Source organism: Dokdonia sp. Asnod2-E02 (genome assembly GCF_045063915.1).
In the GTDB taxonomy this organism is placed as follows: Bacteria; Bacteroidota; Bacteroidia; order Flavobacteriales; family Flavobacteriaceae; genus Dokdonia.
In genome coordinates, this window is the sequence record NZ_JBEFNX010000005.1 from 2,676,972 (window position 1) to 2,695,921 (window position 18,950).

Consider the following 18,950-nt stretch of genomic DNA (forward strand, 5'->3'; position numbering starts at 1 on the left):
GTTTGCCCCTATATATGATTTTAACAGGTGTAATCGTTAAATATGGTGGTTGGTTTGTGATTTAGATTGCAGGTATAGTTAAAACCTCGTAAATAAAGGTTTCGCTATTAGCCAATTTTAGCAGATTTCAGTCTATTACAAGGTTCGCATAACAATTGAATATTACGATAAGTATTACTGCCACCTTTAGCAAAAGGTATGATATGATCAAACTCTAAAAGTAAATTTGAACCACACTCTACACATTTTCCATTATCTCTATTCCAAACTTTATCTTTAACAGATTGTGATATATACCTACTACGTTTTTCTACTATATCACTAGTATTTATGTTATCTTGTCCCTCTGCTTTAAATGTAATAGCTCTGTGGTATGGTGCATTCAACCTTAATGAAAAAAAATCATATATGAGAAAAGCTTTAAGGCCTGCCCAAGACTTATCATTTAAAGTTATCCCAACTTTACTTAGAAATGGAATGAGTAAGTAGTCCTTAATTTGTGCGATTGTATTTAAGTCCTCGATATTGATTTTTTTTGTGAGGTCAATTTTTTTCTTACAGTCTACACACCTAATTATTAATAAAGTTGAGGTGAAATCCCAAACTTGCATATTTCTGCAATTACATTTCTGACAAGGAGGTAATTGTTTGCCTATACTATCAAATGCATTCTTTAATACGCTAGGCGAGTTAATTATGTTTGTATTATTTTTTATGTATTCCTTGCATAGTTTTCTTTGCTTTTCATTCTCTATAACGCCATATATAATAGCAATTATAAATACTATCAAACAACAAACAAGAATTATTGTAGGCTCCATAAACCAAAAGTATGTTTTTTTGCAACTATAGTAACATATCAATCAGGTAATATGACATTATTGTTGCTAACTCAAAAAAAATGGGAGCAATACCTGTAAATGATGCTACAGTATTTTTACTGCAGACCGCATCATACGATATCAGATGTTGCGTTAGTGGGGGTGGGGCTTACCCACAGCCTGGTGAGATATCGCTTTCTCATAATGATGTTTTATTTTGGATGAATTACCAGAGTTTAAAAGGTCTGTACTTGAGGTGATGAGACAGCCCTTAGAAGATCGAGAGGTAAGTATTTCTAGAGCACGATTTACAGTTACTTATCCATCTAGTTTAATGCTTGTGGCAAGTATGAATCCTAGTCCAGGAGGTTATTTTAATGATCCAGACGCACCTGTAACAATTAGCCCTGCAGAGATGCAACGATATTTGAGTAAAATATCTGGACCATTATTAGACCGTATTGATATTCATATTGAAGTGACGCCAGTTCCTTTTACTCCTATGTATTGTAACAAATGTTATTATGGTGATGATGAAATAGTGCTTTAAGCTTTCAATCTACTTTCCTATATTTAAGCAAATTATAAGCTAATGCTCACAAAAGTTTATGGAAGCGCCGTTTTTGGTGTGGATGCTACAACTATTACAATCGAGGTAAATGTAGATAAAGGTGTAGGATACCATCTAGTAGGACTTCCGGATAATGCTATAAAAGAAAGTAGCTATCGTATTGCCGCAGCACTTCAAAATAACGGCTATAAAATACCAGGTAAAAAACTTATTCTTAATATGTCACCGGCAGACCTCCGCAAGGAAGGATCTGCTTATGATTTATCACTCGCAATAGGCATTCTCATTGCTACAGAGCAAATAAAGGGTGATGAAGTAGCTAAGTATGTGATAATGGGAGAGCTCTCACTAGATGGTGGCTTGCAACCTATAAAAGGAGCATTACCTATTGCAATAAAAGCCCGTGAAGAAGGCTTTAAAGGTTTTATACTACCAGCACAAAATGCAAAAGAAGCAGCTATAGTAGATGGTCTTGAGGTATATGGTGTAGAGAATATAAGTGAAGTGATACAATTTTTTGATAAAGATGTACCCCTTGAAGCAACCGTAATAGATACTCGAGCTGAGTTTTATAAAAGTCTAGAGCATCCAGAATTTGACTTTGCAGATGTAAAAGGCCAGGAGTCTATAAAACGTTGTATGGAAATAGCTGCCGCTGGCGGTCATAATATTATTCTTATAGGCCCTCCAGGGTCTGGTAAAACAATGTTGAGTAAGCGATTACCCAGTATTTTACCACCTATGTCATTGCGTGAAGCGCTAGAGACTACAAAAATACATTCGGTAGTAGGTAGGGTAAAAGATAATCAAGGTTTAATGAGCGAGCGACCCTTTAGAAGTCCGCATCATACTATATCAGATGTTGCGTTAGTGGGAGGTGGGGCTTACCCTCAGCCTGGTGAGATATCGCTTTCTCATAATGGTGTTTTATTTTTGGATGAATTACCAGAGTTTAAAAGGTCTGTTCTTGAAGTGATGAGACAGCCGTTAGAAGATCGAGAGGTAACTATTTCTAGAGCACGATTTACAGTTACTTATCCATCTAGTTTTATGCTTGTGGCAAGTATGAATCCTAGTCCAGGAGGTTATTTTAATGATCCAGATGCACCTGTAACAAGTAGCCCTGCAGAGATGCAACGATATTTGAGTAAAATATCTGGACCATTATTAGACCGTATTGACATTCATATTGAAGTGACACCAGTTCCTTTTGAAAAACTGAGTGATGAGACTAAGGCAGAGTCTAGTGCAGATATACGTAAACGTGTGACAGCTGCGAGAGAGTTGCAGGTAGACCGCTTTCGCGAAAGCGAGAAAACAAACTACAACGCGCAGATGAATGTGAAGCAAATACGTAAATATTGTGCGCTAGATGACGCATCTAAAGATTTACTTAAAACGGCGATGGAGCGATTAAATCTTTCTGCAAGAGCATATGATCGTATTTTAAAAGTTGCAAGAACTATTGCAGATCTCGAAGCTTCAGAAGTCGTAACTGGTACACATATATCTGAAGCAATACAGTATAGAAGTTTAGATAGAGATGGCTGGCTGGGGTAGTTTTAACATACAATAAAAAGTTTAAATATTGCGTTTTATCGATAAAATCGGTACTTTTGTCGATGTTTTAAGCTATTTGTATGATTTTCAACTTATATAGATTATGCCCTGTTGGTATAAGCTGTACTTTGATCTAAAGCACAATCCTATGTTCCAAAGAGTAAACCCTAAAAACCTTGATGAGCGTCCTCAAAAGTCTCAGCAAAGTTTAGAAAAATATTTGAATCATCTAGAAGGATTCTTTTTTGATTTAAAATTTAATCATAATACTAAGGAATTTAATTTTCCTTATGTAAGTCATAACGCTATGGAGCTTTATGACTTAAACGTTTCTGATCTTTTGAAAGATGGCAGATCTGCTTATGTGAGTATTCATCCAGAAGATCAAAAACTGTTAGTCACAAAGGGCAAAAAATCTTTTGAAGACTTAACGCCACTCAAGCTAGAGTGCAGGTATACACTAGAGTCAGGTAGAAGTGGTTGGATAAAAATACTTGCAACGCCTGAGCGCTCTTCTGAGTTTAGTACAAACTGGATAGGTCACGTTTCTGACATTACAGATGTAAAGGCTACAGAGGAGGAGTATGCTATAATGAAAGAGCGTTATGAGTTTGCTATTAAAGGGTCAGACTTAGGTTTATGGGATTGGGATATTGAGAATGGAACCGTTTTTTACTCAGATAAGTCATTAAGTCTACTAGAGAAGGAACGTGGTGATATAGATCCACACGAAGATACTTGGACTAATCAAGTTCACCCTGATGATAAAGATGATTACTTTAAAGATATAGAAGATCATTTTAGCGGAGAGATACCATATTACTTTAATGAACATAGAATTTTTACAGCCAGTGGTAGTTATAAGTGGATACAAGATAGAGGTAAGGTCGTTAAGTGGGATGCGGCAGGTAACCCATTACGAGTTATAGGTACTCATACAGATATCACAGAGTCAAAAAACCGAGAACAACTCATTTTAGAAAAAAATAAACTTATAGAAAATCATAATAGTAGGCTTAAAAACTTTGCTCTTATAGTTTCTCATAATCTTATTACACACGCCGGAAATTTAAAAAATATCTTACAGCTTATTGATATGGCAGAGTCTCAAGAAGAAAAAAATGAGCTGTCTAACTATCTCAATAATGTATCGGCTGGATTGAGTACTACCATTAGTAATCTTAATGAAATAGCGACTTCTAATAAAAACCTTGCAGAAACACCAAAACTTATCTTCTTGCACGATTATGTAGAAAATGCGCTGAGTAATTTAGAAACACAGATTAAAGAAAAGGATGTAATTGTTCTTAACAATATCCCTAAAGACATACAGATTAACTATAATGCCGCCTATCTTGAAAGCATCTTGTTTAATTTAATTTCTAATGCCATAAAATATAGTGACTCAACACGTCTATCTAAAATATTTATAAATGCAGAAATCACATCGGCTAGTGATATGACATTATCTGTAATGGATAATGGTGTGGGTATAGACCTAGATAAGTATGGAGATAAACTCTTCGGGATGTACAAGACGTTTCATCACAATGAGGACGCTCAAGGCTTAGGACTTTTTATGACAAAGAATCAAATAGAAGATATGGGTGACCAGATTTCTGTAGATAGTAAAAAGGATGAAGGGGCGATATTTAGTGTTCATTTCAAAAATAAACTACCATAGTTCATTATCTTAACGCAGTATTCTAGTTAATTTGATATACTGCTTTTAATGAACTACAAAAAAAGAACAATCTCTGGGCCGGGAGTTTTAGTTGCTGCCGCTTTTATAGGCCCTGGTACAGTAACCGTTTGTACAATTACGGGTGCCACTTATGGTTTTACACTATTATGGGCAATGGTGCTCTCTATTATAGCGACCATTGTGTTACAAGAAATGGCAGCACGTATAGGTCTTGTAACTGGTAAGGGTCTTGCTGGAGTTATACGAGAGACCATATCAAATAAGTTTTTTAGAATCTTTGCAATAGGTTTAATGTTATCTGCCATAGCATTAGGTAATGCTGCTTATGAAGCTGGTAACCTTAGTGGTGGAGTTTTAGGTATAGAAGCTCTAGGTCTTTCTGGGCTTTTTAAAATAGGTGGTATCACACTTAACGCGTGGAGCATATCTCTGGGGGTTCTAGCTGCAATTATCTTATTTATAGGAAATTATAAGGTTCTTGAGAAAATACTTGTAGCGCTTGTGATTATTATGAGTCTAGCTTTTTTAATCACAGCTGTAATGACCAAGCCAGATATACTAGCGCTTATAAAGGGAAGTTTTATACCATCTTTTCCAGATGATAGTTTACTTACTATTGTAGCACTTATAGGTACCACAGTAGTACCTTATAATTTATTTTTACACGCATCTTTAGTATCAGAAAAGTGGAGTGGTAAAGAAGATATACCTGCCGCGCGCAGAGATACTGTTGTTGCTGTAATTTTAGGGGGTTTAGTGAGTATGGCTATTATAGTTTGTGCTGCAGCTATACAAAGTGGTGAAGTAAAAAATGCTGCAGATCTAGCTAGAAGTTTAGAGCCACTTTTTGGAGATTATGCTAGATATTTTATTGGTCTAGGGCTAGGAGCTGCTGGTCTAACATCTGCAATAACAGCACCACTGGCAGCCGCATATGTAGTTCAAGGTTGTTTGGGGTGGAAACCAAACTTAAAAGCAACTAAGTTTAGATTAGTATGGTTAACCATACTCATATTAGGTATTGTGTTTTCTTCTGTAGGCTATAGTCCAGTAGAGATTATACAGTTTGCTCAAGTCGCAAATGGAGTCTTATTACCTATTATAGCTGGTTATTTAATTTGGGTAATCAATAAGAGAGCGGTACTAGGAAGTCATACCAATACAACAGTACAAAACATCATTTCGATTGTAATTTGGTGTGTGGTGTTTATTCTTGGCGCCCGCACGATTCTTAAAGTTTTTGGGGTATTATGATTTCCATAGATATTAATAGTGATGTGGGAGAAGGTATTGGTAATGAAGCCTTATTAATGCCTCTTATAAGTTCTTGTAACATAGCCTGCGGCGGTCACGCGGGTGATGAAAAAACGATGCGTGAGGTTCTCGCTTTCGCGAAAGCGTATAACGTAAAAATAGGTGCTCACCCTAGCTATCCTGATAAAGAGAATTTTGGGAGATTACCTATGGATATTTCTAAAAAAACACTCCAAGAGTCCTTAAGAAATCAAATAACAACACTTAAAAACCTCGCCGAAGAAAGTGGCTTACCATTACACCACATTAAGCCTCACGGTGCATTATATAACAAAGCAGCTAGAGACGAGGAGACAGCGATGATAGTTATTGAGACCGTGCACAGTATAGATAAAAACCTTGCACTTTACGTGCCATACGGATCTCTTATTGCTAGACTTGCAAGGCCCCGTTTAAAAACCATTGTAGAAGGGTTTGCAGATAGAGCATATAATTCAGATTATAGCTTAGTCTCACGCAGCGAGTACGGGAGTGTATTGCACGATACTAAGCAAGTTCTTACGCACGTCTTGTCTATGGTCAAGGATGAAATACTCACCACTCGAGATGGTAAAAATCTCTCTTTTAAAATAGACACGATATGCGTGCACGGGGATACAGAAAATGCTTTGGAAATAGTACGCAATTTACATACTAAGTTGACCAAAAAAGGAATACAAATCATATAATGAATACCTATCAATATGCTATAACACGGCTAGGAGAATTTGCGATACTCATACAGGTAGACAGTAAAGCGTCTCACGAGTTATTAGAATGGCTACTAGCTAAGAAAGCGCAATTACAGGTGCTCACTAACGTTGAGGTGGTGACCACCTATAACGAGATACTTGTAAAGTCTATAAATCCAGTGCATTTTAATTATGAAGGTATTGAGACTCGCATTCATAAAATTCTTAACTCCTCTAAAGAATCAATAGAAGCTAACGAGATAATTCATAAAATTCCAGTTTGCTATCATCCAGAAATTGCTCCAGATCTTGAGGACTATGCTAGTAAGGTGGGGCTTGATATAAAGAGTATTATAAACCTACATACTGCGCCAGTTTATCCAGTACATTTTGTCGGTTTTTTGCCAGGCTTCCCTTATTTAGAAGGCTTAAATAGCAGGTTATTTTTAAATAGAAAGGAAACTCCTTCACAACACGTAGCATCTGGAAGCGTAGCTATAGGGGGTACTCAAACGGGTATTTACCCACAACAAAGCCCAGGTGGCTGGCACGTCATAGGTAAAACTCCTCTACACCTATTTGATATAAGTAAAACATCACCTGCGCTTATAAAAGCTGGAGATAAAATCCAATTTACTTCTATTACTCTAGAGGCGTATAACTTGTTAAGCGATAAGGATGAGTAAGAGTATTCAAATATTAGATAAAGGTTTTTTTACAACGGTGCAGGATGGTGGTCGTTATGGATATGCAGCTACAGGTGTACCAGAAAGCGGTGCGATGGATAGACTCTCATATACTCAAGCAAATAGACTTCTCAATAATCACCCTAATGCAGCAATGCTAGAATGTACACTAGTAGGGCCTAAGATTAGGTTTAATCACCCTACCTATTTTGTGATAGCAGGAGCACATATGGATGTTACTCTAGACGGGACACCAGTAAAAATAGGTGTACCAACTCTTGCAAAAGCCTCGCAGATTCTCTACACCTCAAAAATTAGCCGGGGAACTAGATGTTATATAGCCTTTGGCGGTGGTCTAGAAACTGCAACAGTTTTAAACAGTAAGAGTTGGTATACACCTATAACTCCTGATAATCAAATTAGAAATGGGGCAACATTGTCACTCGGTATTTCTACCTACGGTGATAGTAAAGGGGCTCATATAAAATATAAATCAGCATACTTGAGTGCGGGTAGGGTTCACACTATTCAAGCTTTTAGGGGGCCAGAGTATAGGTTGCTGACTCATAGTGAACAACAACTTCTGGCAGTGCCTTTTACTATTTCAAAACTATGGAATAGAATGGCGGTACAGCTCCAAGAGCCATTTGATAATAAACTTAAAAGTATAGCCACTAGCCCAGTTATTCCTGGTACCGTGCAGCTTACACCTTCAGGTAAAATAATTATACTTATGCGCGATTGCCAGACTACGGGGGGATATCCTCGTATCCTTCAGATAGCACAAACTAGTATTAATATCCTTGCGCAAATGCAGCAAGGAGATGGTATTTTATTGTCCGTTACTTGATTGACGATGTTCCATAACGATATCACTTAATATTTGTACTGCATCACCAGTACCTAGCATCTCTTCTAGTTTTATAGCTTCCTCTTTTAGCGCATCGTGTTTAAGCATTGTAAGCCATAGATTATTAATATAATCTGCATAATCTTGGTCTTCATTCCAGTGAGTAAGTTGTAGGCGTCTACTACGTGCATACAACTTTTGTAAATTTAGTTTGCAAAAGGTTAATGTTGATGGCATAATAAACGGTCGTGCACTCTTTAAACGTTCGGTTTTTGATGGTCTACCCATAATAATCTACTTATACAGGGGGGAATTAAACTTACGTAAAGATAAAGGGTGTGTAGATTTTAATGTAGGGGTAAATGCCCCTTTTTAAAAATTTGATTAACAGGGTGTTATAGCCATTTCATAAATTTTTTGAGTACACTTATTTTGCCTTTGTAAGGAGCATATCTTACAGGTACATCGAGCCAGGTGCCTCTTTTTACCACAGACTTAGCGTGACTAAAAGTGTAAAAACTCTTCTCGCCGTGATAGCTACCTATACCAGAATGTCCCACACCCCCAAAGGCGAGCTTATCATTTATAAAATGAATAAGTGTATCGTTAATAGCACCACCACCATAAGAAAAAGTTGTGTTGAACCAATTTTTAAAAGAACGCTTTCGCGAAAAAACATACGCACTCAGTGGTTTTTCCATAGCATTGATGACTAGTGAGATTTCTTCCTTTCTATCATAAGTAAGCACTGGCAGTATGGGACCAAAGATTTCATCTTGCATTACAGTATCTTTTACAGATACATCATTAAGTACGGTAGGAGCAATATATAGGTCATTTTTATCTGTTTGTCCACCTTTATAAATAGTTGCACTCTCAAGCATCTCAGAGAGTCTATCAAAATTTTTCTCATTGATTATGCGAGCAAAATCTTTCGAAATTTTTGGATCTGCTCCATAAGCCTTAGTAATTTCTATATCTATAGCTTTGAGCAAAGCATCTTTAACAGAGGAGTGCACCAGTATATAATCTGGAGCAATACAGGTTTGTCCTGCATTTACAAATTTACCCCATACAATGCGTCTTGCAGTTTGTTGTATACGCGCTGTCTCGTCTACCACACAAGGACTTTTACCACCTAGTTCTAGGGTAACTGGTGTAAGATATTCTGCGGCTGCTTTGTAAATTATTTTTCCTACGGGTACACTACCAGTAAAGAATATGTAATCCCAGCGTTGTTTAAGAAGTTCTTGGGCTACCTCTTTATCACCTTGTACAATGTTTACATAAGCCGGGTCAAACACTTCGGTAATTATTTTTTCTAAGAGATTTGCCGTATTAGGTGTAAGTTCGCTAGGTTTTAAGACCACTGTATTTCCTGCAGCAATAGCGCCTATCATAGGTCCTACGGCAAGTTGAAAGGGATAGTTCCAAGGGGCAATGATTAATGCAGTACCATAGGGCTCATAATGTACGGCGGCACTAGAGGGAAAATTAAGTAAAGAAGCCTTTACTTTTTTTGGCATCTGCCATTTCCAGATTTCCTTTATGGCTAGATTTATTTCTTTAATGACAACACTTATTTCTGTAGCAACTGTTTCAAATGCTGGTTTTTTAAAATCGGCTGCCAGTACATCTATGATATCTTGCTCGTGATTTTTTATGCTTTCGCGAAAGCGTACTAAAGCAGCTTTCCTATATGCGATATCCTTAGTTTGACCCGTCGCAAAGAAGGCACGCTGATTTTCAAGAATGGATGGAATTTTCAAAATATGTGTGTTTTCTATAAAAATAAGCTGTTTTTACGGCATCTCTTCTTCATTGACAAAGTTTTAGGAATTTTTATGGTACCTGATAAATAAGATCACAGCACATAACTCAGATTATGAAATATTTAAAATCTCACAGTTTATACTGTGATAATTAGCGTTATGATAAAAATGCTAAGACTAGAATTAGGGTAGGATTCCATTTTAAATTGATTTAAAAAACTGATTTACAGCATTTTAAATGTTTTAAGTGCACGTTGGTTGTCGGGTGTAGTTTATACTGAGTCTGTAGGTGCCGCAAGAGAGTAATAATTTTAACCAGTCAAAACCACAAACCATTGAAAGAACTTAACAAATATAGTAAAGCGGTAACTCAAGATCCTACGCAGCCAGCTGCTCAGGCAATGTTGCACGCTATAGGACTTACAGATGAAGATTTTAAAAAACCACTTGTAGGTATTGCCAGTACAGGTTATGAGGGTAATCCTTGTAATATGCACTTAAATAACCTTGCACTAGATGTTAAAAAGGGAGTACAAACTTCTGATCTGGTAGGTCTTATTTATAATACCATAGGAGTAAGTGACGGTATCTCAATGGGTACTCCTGGTATGCGGTACTCACTACCTAGTAGAGATATTATTGCAGACTCAATGGAGACTGTAGTACAAGCTATGTCTTATGATGCACTGGTTACAGTGGTAGGTTGTGATAAAAATATGCCAGGTGCTCTTATGGCACAGCTTAGGCTAGATAGACCATCTATACTCGTCTATGGAGGAACTATAGCACCAGGATGTCACGAAGATAAAAAGCTAGATGTAGTGTCTGCTTTTGAAGCTTGGGGAGAAAAAGTAGCTGGTAGTATTACAGAGCAAGAGTTTAAAACGGTGGTAAAAAAAGCCTGTCCGGGTGCTGGTGCTTGTGGAGGTATGTATACTGCAAACACGATGGCTAGCGCGATTGAGGCATTAGGGATGAGCTTGCCTTATACAAGTTCTAACCCTGCAGTGTCACCTAATAAAACTGCGGAGTGTGCTAGAGTAGGGGCTGCTTTAAGAAACCTAATAGAAAAAGACATAAAACCCTCAGACATTGTTACTCGCAAGTCACTAGAGAATGCGGTGAGACTTGTAACAGTACTAGGAGGATCTACTAATGCTGTGCTGCACTTTCTCGCTATAGCAAAGGCTGCACAAGTATCATTTACACTAGAAGATTTCCAAAAAATAAGCGACACCACACCATTTCTAGCAGATCTTAAACCGTCAGGAAAATACCTTATGGAAGATTTACATAATGTAGGAGGAGTGCCGGGCGTATTAAAATATATGCTGGAGCAGGGTATGTTGCACGGTGACTGTATGACCGTAACTGGTAAAACCATTGCAGAGAATCTAGCAGTTGTAGACCACCTTCAGGCACATCAAGATGTTATTCATTCGGTTGAGAATCCTATTAAAGAGACGGGACATATCCGTATTCTTTATGGAAATATTGCAAGTGAAGGATCTGTGGCAAAAATTACCGGTAAAGAGGGATTACACTTTCGCGGAAGCGCAAGAGTTTATAACGGTGAGTATGCTGCAAATGCAGGTATAGGTGCTGGAGAGGTGAAAAAGGGTGATGTTGTCGTTATACGTTATGAAGGGCCACAAGGAGGACCGGGTATGCCAGAAATGCTTAAACCTACAGCGGCTATAATGGGTGCAGGTTTAGGTAAAGATGTAGCACTTATTACAGATGGTCGTTTTTCTGGAGGGACACACGGTTTTGTGGTAGGTCACATCACGCCAGAAGCACAAGTAGGAGGCGGTATTGCGCTTATAGAAAATGGAGATACCATCGTGATTAACGCCGAGACGAACACAATTAATGTTGAGATAAGTGAGAGCGAACTAGAAGCACGTAAAAAGAACTGGGTAGCTCCAGAGCTTAAAGTAAAACGTGGCTCACTTTATAAATATGCTCGTATGGTCTCATCTGCGAGTGAGGGATGCGTGACAGACGAGTTCTAGCACAACACAAGCACAATAAACAGACGCCTAGCAAGCGTGATAGAATAGAAATAACATTTAAAGCGTACAACCTATGGACGTGAAGACACAAAATACATCAGACACTACAACTACCACAATGAGCGGTAGTGAGGCATTGATACACTGTCTTGTAGCAGAGGGAGCAGACCTTATTTATGGGTATCCTGGCGGTGCTATAATGCCATTTTATGATGAGCTACACAAGCATCAAGATAAAATCAAGCACGTCCTTACTAGACACGAGCAAGGAGCGACACACGCTGCACAGGGGTTTGCCCGTGCCACGGGTAAAGTAGGAGTAGCCATTGCCACTTCTGGTCCTGGAGCGACTAACTTGATTACGGGTATTGCAGATGCTCAGATAGACAGTACACCTATGGTTTGTATCACAGGTCAAGTAGGGTCTCACTTACTGGGTAGCGATGCTTTTCAAGAGACAGATATCATAGGTATCTCTACACCAGTCACAAAGTGGAATCATCAAATAACCAGGGCAGAGGAGATACCAGAGGTACTTGCAAAGGCATTTTATATAGCGAGATCTGGAAGACCAGGACCCGTACTTATTGATATTACAAAAGATGCACAGTTTGCAGAGTTTGATTTTGCTTACGCGAAATGTGACTACATACGCAGCTATACACCCACACCAGCAGTAAATGACACAGAAATCGCTCAAGCTGCCAAAGTTATAAATGAGGCCAAAAAACCAATGATAGTATGGGGGCAAGGTGTGATACTAGGTGAAGCCGAAAATGAGTTTAAAGCCTTTGTTGAGAAATCAGGGATACCAGCTGCTTGGACCATTTTAGGTGTCTCTGCAATCCCTACAGAGCATCCTCTTAACGTAGGTATGGTAGGTATGCACGGTAATTATGCACCTAATGTGTTGACAAATGATTGTGATGTTCTTATTGCTATTGGGATGCGTTTTGATGACCGTGTTACAGGTAATCTCGAGACCTATGCAAAGCAAGCTAAGGTCATACACTTTGAGATCGACCCGGCAGAGGTAAATAAAAATGTAAAGGCAGATATTGCAGTACTAGGTAACTCAAAAGAGACACTGGCAAAAATCTTACCTCATATAGAACAAAAGAGGCATAAGGCGTGGCACCAAAAATTTAAAGATCTCTATGCTATCGAGTATGAGAAGGTCATAAAGAATGACATTTTACCTACTAAGGAAGGCCTCACAATGGGTGAGGTTGTAAACCTTATTAATAAACAAACTAATGGTGAAGCCATTATCGTAACAGACGTAGGACAGCACCAGATGGTAGGTATACGCTATGCAGACTTTAAAAAGTCTAAGAGTAATATCACTTCTGGAGGGCTAGGTACAATGGGATTTGCATTACCAGCAGCCATAGGGGCAAAAATGGGAGCACCAGAGCGAGAAGTGGTGGCCATTATAGGTGACGGTGGTTACCAGATGACTATACAAGAGCTAGGTGTCATCTTTCAAGCAGAGGTGCCGGTTAAGATAGTTGTGCTTAACAACGAATTTTTAGGAATGGTGCGCCAGTGGCAACAGCTATTTTTTGATAAGCGATACGCAAGCACCACTATGAAAAATCCTAACTTCTGTAAAATAGCAGAAGCTTATGATATAGATAACCAGAAGGTAAGTACTAGAGAAGAACTAGGGCCAGCTGTAGAGAAGATGATTGCTTCAAAGGACAGTTTCTTCTTAGAAGTAATGGTAGAGAAGGAAGATAACGTTTTCCCTATGATACCTACAGGAGCATCTGTATCAGATATAAGATTAGAATAATAACCAGTATATACAGCAGTACAAAGTATACATAAACAGGTTACCTATGAGTGAAGTAAAAACATTTACCGTAAACATATATACCGAAAATAATATTGGGTTATTAAACCGTATTTCGGCTATATTTCAGCGTCGTAAGATTAATATAGAAAGCCTTTCTGCCTCAGAAAGTGAGATAGATGATGTGTTTAAATTTATCATCGTAGTAAATGTCACAGAAGAGCAAATGGCAAAAATACAAGGACAGATAGAACGTCAAGTTGAGGTGATAAAGGCATTTTATCACACAGATGAGGAAACCATCTTTACAGAGAGTGCGCTATTTAAAATCAAGTCAAATTTACTTTTTGAAGAGCCTCAAATTCAAAATATTATAAAAGAAAGTCAGGCGCGTATCGTGACTGTAAATAAGGACTTCTTTGTGCTTGAAAAAGCAGGAAGACGCTCAGAGATTGAGCTTGTACATAGAGAGCTTAAACCTTTTGGGATAATGCAATTTACACGCTCTGGTAGAATAGCAGTCACAAAAACAGAGATGCCTATTTCTACATTATTACAACGTATAGAAGAGAGTAATGAGGTCGCCTTTGGCAAATCCCAAGCTTAGATAACTAATATAAAAGAACTAATCCAACAACCTAGGAGGGTAAGACCGCTTTCGCGAAAGCAAAAAAAGAATTCTCCGCAATGTAATTACAATGAAAAATTATTTTAACACATTACCACTAAGGGATCAATTATCACAACTGGGAAAATGCCGCTTTATGGATGCCAGTGAGTTTGAAGATGGTATTGCTGCCATTGCAGATAAGAAAATCGTGATTGTAGGGTGCGGTGCACAAGGACTTAACCAAGGTCTCAATATGAGAGATAGCGGCTGTGATATTTCTTATGCATTAAGAGAAGGAGCAATTACAGAAAAGCGCCAGTCTTATAAAAATGCAACCTCAAATGGTTTTTCGGTAGGAACTTATGAAGAATTAATCCCTACGGCAGATCTAGTTTTAAACCTTACTCCAGACAAGCAACATACAGCCGTAGTAAAAGCAGTTATGCCGCTTATGAAGCAAGGAGCAACACTTGCTTACTCGCACGGTTTTAATATTGTAGAAGAAGGGATGCAGGTACGTGATGACCTTACAGTAATTATGGTAGCTCCTAAGTGTCCAGGGTCTGAGGTACGTGAGGAATATAAAAGAGGTTTTGGCGTACCTACACTCATCGCAGTACACCCAGATAATGATCCAGAAGGAAAGGGGCTTGCTCAAGCTAAAGCATATGCAGCGGCTACAGGTGGTCACAGAGCAGGAGTACTAGAATCTTCTTTTGTGGCAGAGGTAAAGTCTGACCTTATGGGCGAGCAAACCATCTTATGTGGTGTGTTACAAACGGGATCGATACTCTGTTTTGATAAAATGGTAGAGAAGGGTATAGACCCGGCATATGCAGGCAAACTCATACAGTATGGATGGGAGACTATTACAGAAGCACTTAAGCACGGTGGTATCACAAATATGATGGATCGTCTAGATAACCCGTCTAAGATTAAAGCATATAACCTCTCAGAAGAGCTTAAGGATATAATGAGACCGCTTTTTGAGAAGCATATGGATGATATTATCTCTGGTCACTTCTCAAAAACTATGATGGAAGACTGGGCTGCAGATGATAAAAATCTTCACACCTGGAGAGCAGCAACTGGTGAGACCAACTTTGAAAAACAAGAAATCACATCACAAGAGATAAGTGAGCAAGAGTATTTTGACCACGGTGTGCTTATGGTAGCAATGGTAAAGGCTGGTGTAGAGCTAGCGTTTGAAACGATGACAGCTGCAGGTATTATAGAAGAAAGTGCTTATTATGAGTCACTACACGAGACACCACTTATTGCAAATACCATCGCAAGAAAGAAGCTTTTTGAGATGAATCGTATTATTTCTGACACGGCAGAGTATGGTTGTTATCTTTTTGATCACGCCTGTAAACCGCTCCTTACAGACTTTATGAAAACGGTAGATACAGATATTATAGGTACCTCTTTTACTCACGATAAGGGAGTAGATAATCAAGAGCTCATTGCTGTAAATGATGCCATACGTAACCACCCTGTAGAAGAAATAGGAGCAACCCTACGTAAAGCAATGGTTGCAATGAAAAAGGTAAAAACCGAAGAGCAAGAAGCTGTTCTAAACTAGTACTTATTGCCACCTCGCGGTGGATACTTATGAAAGAAACGCTCAAAACATACATACCCACACTCAAATCTGTAACAGATGCGGCAAACAGGGTGCGCAAAGTGGTCTCAAAGACACCGTTTATGCGCAGTTTTACATACTCAAAAAAGTATGATGCTGAGGTGTTTTTAAAGCGTGAGGACTTACAGCAGGTACGTAGCTATAAAATACGCGGTGCTTTTAATAAAATAAGTACGCTTACAGATGAGCAGAAGCAATCGGGTATTGTTTGTGCAAGCGCTGGTAACCACGCACAGGGTGTAGCCCTTAGTTGTGCAAAACTTCATATAAAAGGGGCCATCTATATGCCTGCAACTACTCCAAAACAAAAGGTAGAGCAGGTACAAATGTTTGGTGACACTTGGGTTGAGGTTGTACTCACCGGTGACACCTTTGACGATGCTTATGCAAAAGCAAGTGAAGCTTGCATATCGCAACACAAAACCTTTGTACACCCCTTTGATGATGAAAAAATTATAGAAGGACAGGCAACTGTAGGGCTTGAGATGGTAACTCAGTCAGAAAAGCCTTTGGATTATGTATTTGTACCAGTAGGTGGCGGTGGCCTTATCGCGGGATTATCTAGTGTGTTTCATCATCTTTCTCCCAAAACAAAAATTATAGGCGTAGAGCCTGGAGGAGCGCCTGCTATGATGAACTCTCTTTTACAAAAAGAGAATACCACCTTAACAGAGATAGACAAGTTTGTAGATGGTGCCGCTGTACAACGAGTAGGGGAGCGCAACTTTAGTATCGTCCAGCAGCTAGTAGATCAAGTTGTGAGCGTGCCAGAGGGTAAAATATGCCAGACTATACTAGATCTGTACAATAGAGATGCCATTGTAGTAGAACCTGCAGGAGCACTTACCCTTGCGGTTTTAGATCAATTTAAAGAGGAGATACGTGGTAAGAATATAGCCTGTGTAGTAAGTGGTAGTAATAATGACATTACCAGAACTCCAGAGATTAAAGAACGAGCACTCTTATATCAAGGGTTAAAGCACTACTTTATTATTAAATTCCCGCAGCGAGCGGGTGCACTTAAAGAGTTTGTGGCAGATGTACTCGGTAATACAGACGATATCACTTATTTTGAATATTCAAAAAAGACCAGTAGGGAGCAAGGCCCAGCTATTGTGGGTATTGAGATAAAATCTCCAGAAGATCTGGAACCTCTAGTAGAGAGAATGCATAAGCGTAAGTTCTTTGGTGAATATCTTAATGATAAACCCGAGTTGTTTCAATTATTGGTTTGAGTTACGCTTTCGCGAAAGCGTAATTATCTTTAAAAATAAAAAGCCCTCATTATTAATAATGAGGGCTTTTATATTAATACATCTTACTTATGCTGCTTGTGGTAAACTACGTGTTAACCAGCCGCTTTTACCTGCGGTGGCAATGGCATATGGAGTTATCCAAAATAAACCAAAGGTATAGACAAGACTGTAAGTATATGCCCAGAATGACTCAGATGGAGTATACTTTCTTGCATAAAATAAAGCCGGAAAAGTGGTGACAATTAAAATGCTTACAAGAGTTGATGTCAAAAATAAAATGGGATGTGTTGCTACAAATAGGAGCATAAATATGAGAAATGGGTAACTCATTAAAATAGTTAAAAACTGATTTACAAATAACAGTCTTGCGCCTACTTTAGACTCTTTTCTAAAGTTTGTAAACACATATTTTGCCATAGCTAGGTTTTCTCTAACGTTGCTACGTCCCCATCTTATATACATTTTGTAAAGGCCTTTGTACTTTTCTGGAACGTTAGTATAAGCATATGCATTTTTTTGGAAAAGCACGTGCAGTCCTTGTTTTAAGATCATATTAGTAAGCGCTCTGTCTTCTCCTATATCTGAAGATTTGCCCATAAACTTTTGATCAATCCATTCATCTAGGCAAGCAAATACTGCATCTCTTCTGTATGCTGCTAGTGCACCTGGTGTACATAGTACTGCATTTACGTTACTCTCTGCGCTTCTCACAAACTCAAAACTAAGGGTGAAGCTCACATCTAGCATTTTTGGTAATAGGGCTCTTTCTTTATTGAGCACGCGTATATTTCCTGCTACAGCTCCACATTTTTTATTACCTATAAAGGGACTTACTAATAGTCTTAAGGTATTTGCATCTACTATAGAGTCACTGTCTACTGTGATGAAGATGTCACCTTTTCCTTCATTAAAGCCTCTATATAAGGCGTGACGTTTCCCCATATTTTTAGGTTGCTGACAGATGGAAACTCGATCACCTAGCTCTTTTTTTGCTTTTTGCATCCAGTACCAAGTGTCGTCTTGACTACCATCATCTATAGACAGTAGTTCTAGTTTGTGCATAGGGTAATCACTAGCTGCAAGACTTTTGAGGGTTGCATATACTTGTTTTCCTTCGTTGTATGCAGGGACAATAACTGTACAAGTGGGTAACTCTTGATCACTTACTGATGCTACAGGTTTGTATTTAAAATAGTGATATAGGGTATAGATAAAGAAGCTACTTTTAAAAACGAGTAGGGTAGAAGCAAAGGTCATAAAGCCATAACCAAATATCGAGCTCTTACGCTCAAAGTCTAATTGTGAAAAATCATAACGAAGCATATATGCGATATATGCTGAGACGGCTAGAAGCAGAAAGGTAGCGAGAAGTACAAATACTCCCCAAGGGTTTTTTGAGTCTTTTTGTAAAGAGCTCTGCGGGTTATGTTCTTTATTATAAGATGCAGTTGTGGGGATTTCTCTTGATGGATTGGTCGTTATATTCATATCTGGATTCATTCAAGTTTAACAATGGTTTGAATGGTTTTACGCCAGGTAAGAATCTTTGGATTACCGAGTGAATGTTATTTAACATCTATATACTGTAATTAACTTTACCCTAAGATTTATGAGTGCTAGATGTTAAAATAGGGAGAGAGCTTAAAAAAATAAAGGCTTCCATCTGGAAGCCTTTA

The 18,950-nt window shown here is 38.4% G+C and carries 15 protein-coding genes and 1 pseudogene; 12 read left to right on the top strand and 4 right to left on the bottom strand.

The features are described from left to right. Nucleotides 1–107: 107 nt before the first annotated feature. Nucleotides 108–821: an HNH endonuclease gene (locus ACJJVM_RS12225; RefSeq protein WP_405211826.1), complete on the bottom strand. Its 714-nt coding sequence runs from the start codon at nt 819–821 to the stop codon at nt 108–110. 123 nt (nt 822–944) lie between these two features. On the opposite strand from ACJJVM_RS12225, the pseudogene ACJJVM_RS12230 reads away from it, so the two are divergent. The 7 genes and pseudogenes from ACJJVM_RS12230 to ACJJVM_RS12260 all read left to right on the top strand — a co-directional run. Then, nucleotides 945–1,317 (top strand): annotated as a pseudogene (locus ACJJVM_RS12230) (ATP-binding protein); the annotation flags it as partial. A gap of 96 nt (nt 1,318–1,413) precedes the next feature. After that, a complete protein-coding gene (locus tag ACJJVM_RS12235; protein ID WP_405211827.1) occupies nt 1,414–2,952 on the top strand; it encodes a YifB family Mg chelatase-like AAA ATPase in 1,539 nt (512 codons plus the stop codon). Between the two features lie 148 nt (nt 2,953–3,100). Next, complete coding sequence (locus tag ACJJVM_RS12240; protein ID WP_298347935.1) at nt 3,101–4,636, top strand: PAS domain-containing sensor histidine kinase; 1,536 nt, start codon at nt 3,101–3,103, stop codon at nt 4,634–4,636. A 48-nt stretch (nt 4,637–4,684) separates the two neighbouring features. Beyond that, entirely contained in the window at nt 4,685–5,911 is a 1,227-nt protein-coding gene (locus ACJJVM_RS12245) for an Nramp family divalent metal transporter (RefSeq protein ID WP_405211828.1), read from the top strand. Beyond that, on the top strand, nt 5,908–6,639 hold the full coding sequence (gene pxpA / locus ACJJVM_RS12250; RefSeq protein ID WP_405211829.1) for a 5-oxoprolinase subunit PxpA: 732 nt from the start codon (nt 5,908–5,910) through the stop codon (nt 6,637–6,639). Before ACJJVM_RS12245 ends, pxpA begins: the two co-directional genes overlap by 4 nt. Further along, nucleotides 6,639–7,328, top strand: a complete 690-nt coding sequence (pxpB, locus tag ACJJVM_RS12255; protein ID WP_405211830.1) for a 5-oxoprolinase subunit PxpB — start codon at nt 6,639–6,641, stop codon at nt 7,326–7,328. The genes pxpA and pxpB overlap by 1 nt, the downstream gene beginning before the upstream one ends. Next, nucleotides 7,321–8,178 (top strand): biotin-dependent carboxyltransferase family protein, encoded by an 858-nt coding sequence (locus tag ACJJVM_RS12260; protein ID WP_405211831.1) that lies wholly within the window; start codon nt 7,321–7,323, stop codon nt 8,176–8,178. The genes pxpB and ACJJVM_RS12260 overlap by 8 nt, the downstream gene beginning before the upstream one ends. Here ACJJVM_RS12260 and ACJJVM_RS12265 read toward each other — a convergent pair. Together ACJJVM_RS12265 and ACJJVM_RS12270 are read right to left on the bottom strand one after the other, a co-directional pair. Continuing rightward, on the bottom strand, nt 8,161–8,415 hold the full coding sequence (locus ACJJVM_RS12265) for a hypothetical protein (protein WP_298347940.1): 255 nt from the start codon (nt 8,413–8,415) through the stop codon (nt 8,161–8,163). The genes ACJJVM_RS12260 and ACJJVM_RS12265 overlap by 18 nt on opposite strands. A 158-nt stretch (nt 8,416–8,573) precedes the next feature. Beyond that, complete coding sequence (locus tag ACJJVM_RS12270; RefSeq protein WP_405211832.1) at nt 8,574–9,947, bottom strand: aldehyde dehydrogenase; 1,374 nt, start codon at nt 9,945–9,947, stop codon at nt 8,574–8,576. Between the two features lie 338 nt (nt 9,948–10,285). Here ACJJVM_RS12270 and ilvD point away from each other — a divergent pair, with 338 nt between their 5' ends. The 5 genes from ilvD (at nt 10,286) to ilvA (ending at nt 17,253) form a co-directional block, all read left to right on the top strand. Further along, entirely contained in the window at nt 10,286–11,965 is a 1,680-nt protein-coding gene (gene ilvD / locus ACJJVM_RS12275; protein WP_405211833.1) for a dihydroxy-acid dehydratase, read from the top strand. A 73-nt stretch (nt 11,966–12,038) separates the two neighbouring features. Beyond that, complete coding sequence (gene ilvB, locus ACJJVM_RS12280) at nt 12,039–13,763, top strand: biosynthetic-type acetolactate synthase large subunit (RefSeq protein ID WP_405211834.1); 1,725 nt, start codon at nt 12,039–12,041, stop codon at nt 13,761–13,763. Nucleotides 13,764–13,809: 46 nt separating this feature from the next. Beyond that, nucleotides 13,810–14,370, top strand: coding sequence for an acetolactate synthase small subunit (ilvN, locus tag ACJJVM_RS12285; RefSeq protein WP_035325165.1), 561 nt, complete (start codon nt 13,810–13,812; stop codon nt 14,368–14,370). A gap of 91 nt (nt 14,371–14,461) precedes the next feature. Further along, a complete protein-coding gene (gene ilvC, locus ACJJVM_RS12290; RefSeq protein WP_405211835.1) occupies nt 14,462–15,958 on the top strand; it encodes a ketol-acid reductoisomerase in 1,497 nt (498 codons plus the stop codon). Between the two features lie 29 nt (nt 15,959–15,987). Next, nucleotides 15,988–17,253: a threonine ammonia-lyase IlvA gene (ilvA, locus tag ACJJVM_RS12295; RefSeq protein ID WP_405211836.1), complete on the top strand. Its 1,266-nt coding sequence runs from the start codon at nt 15,988–15,990 to the stop codon at nt 17,251–17,253. Between the two features lie 87 nt (nt 17,254–17,340). Here the strand turns inward: ilvA and ACJJVM_RS12300 are convergent, their stop codons facing one another. Beyond that, on the bottom strand, nt 17,341–18,774 hold the full coding sequence (locus tag ACJJVM_RS12300) for a glycosyltransferase (protein WP_405211837.1): 1,434 nt from the start codon (nt 18,772–18,774) through the stop codon (nt 17,341–17,343). Nucleotides 18,775–18,950 lie beyond the last annotated feature (176 nt).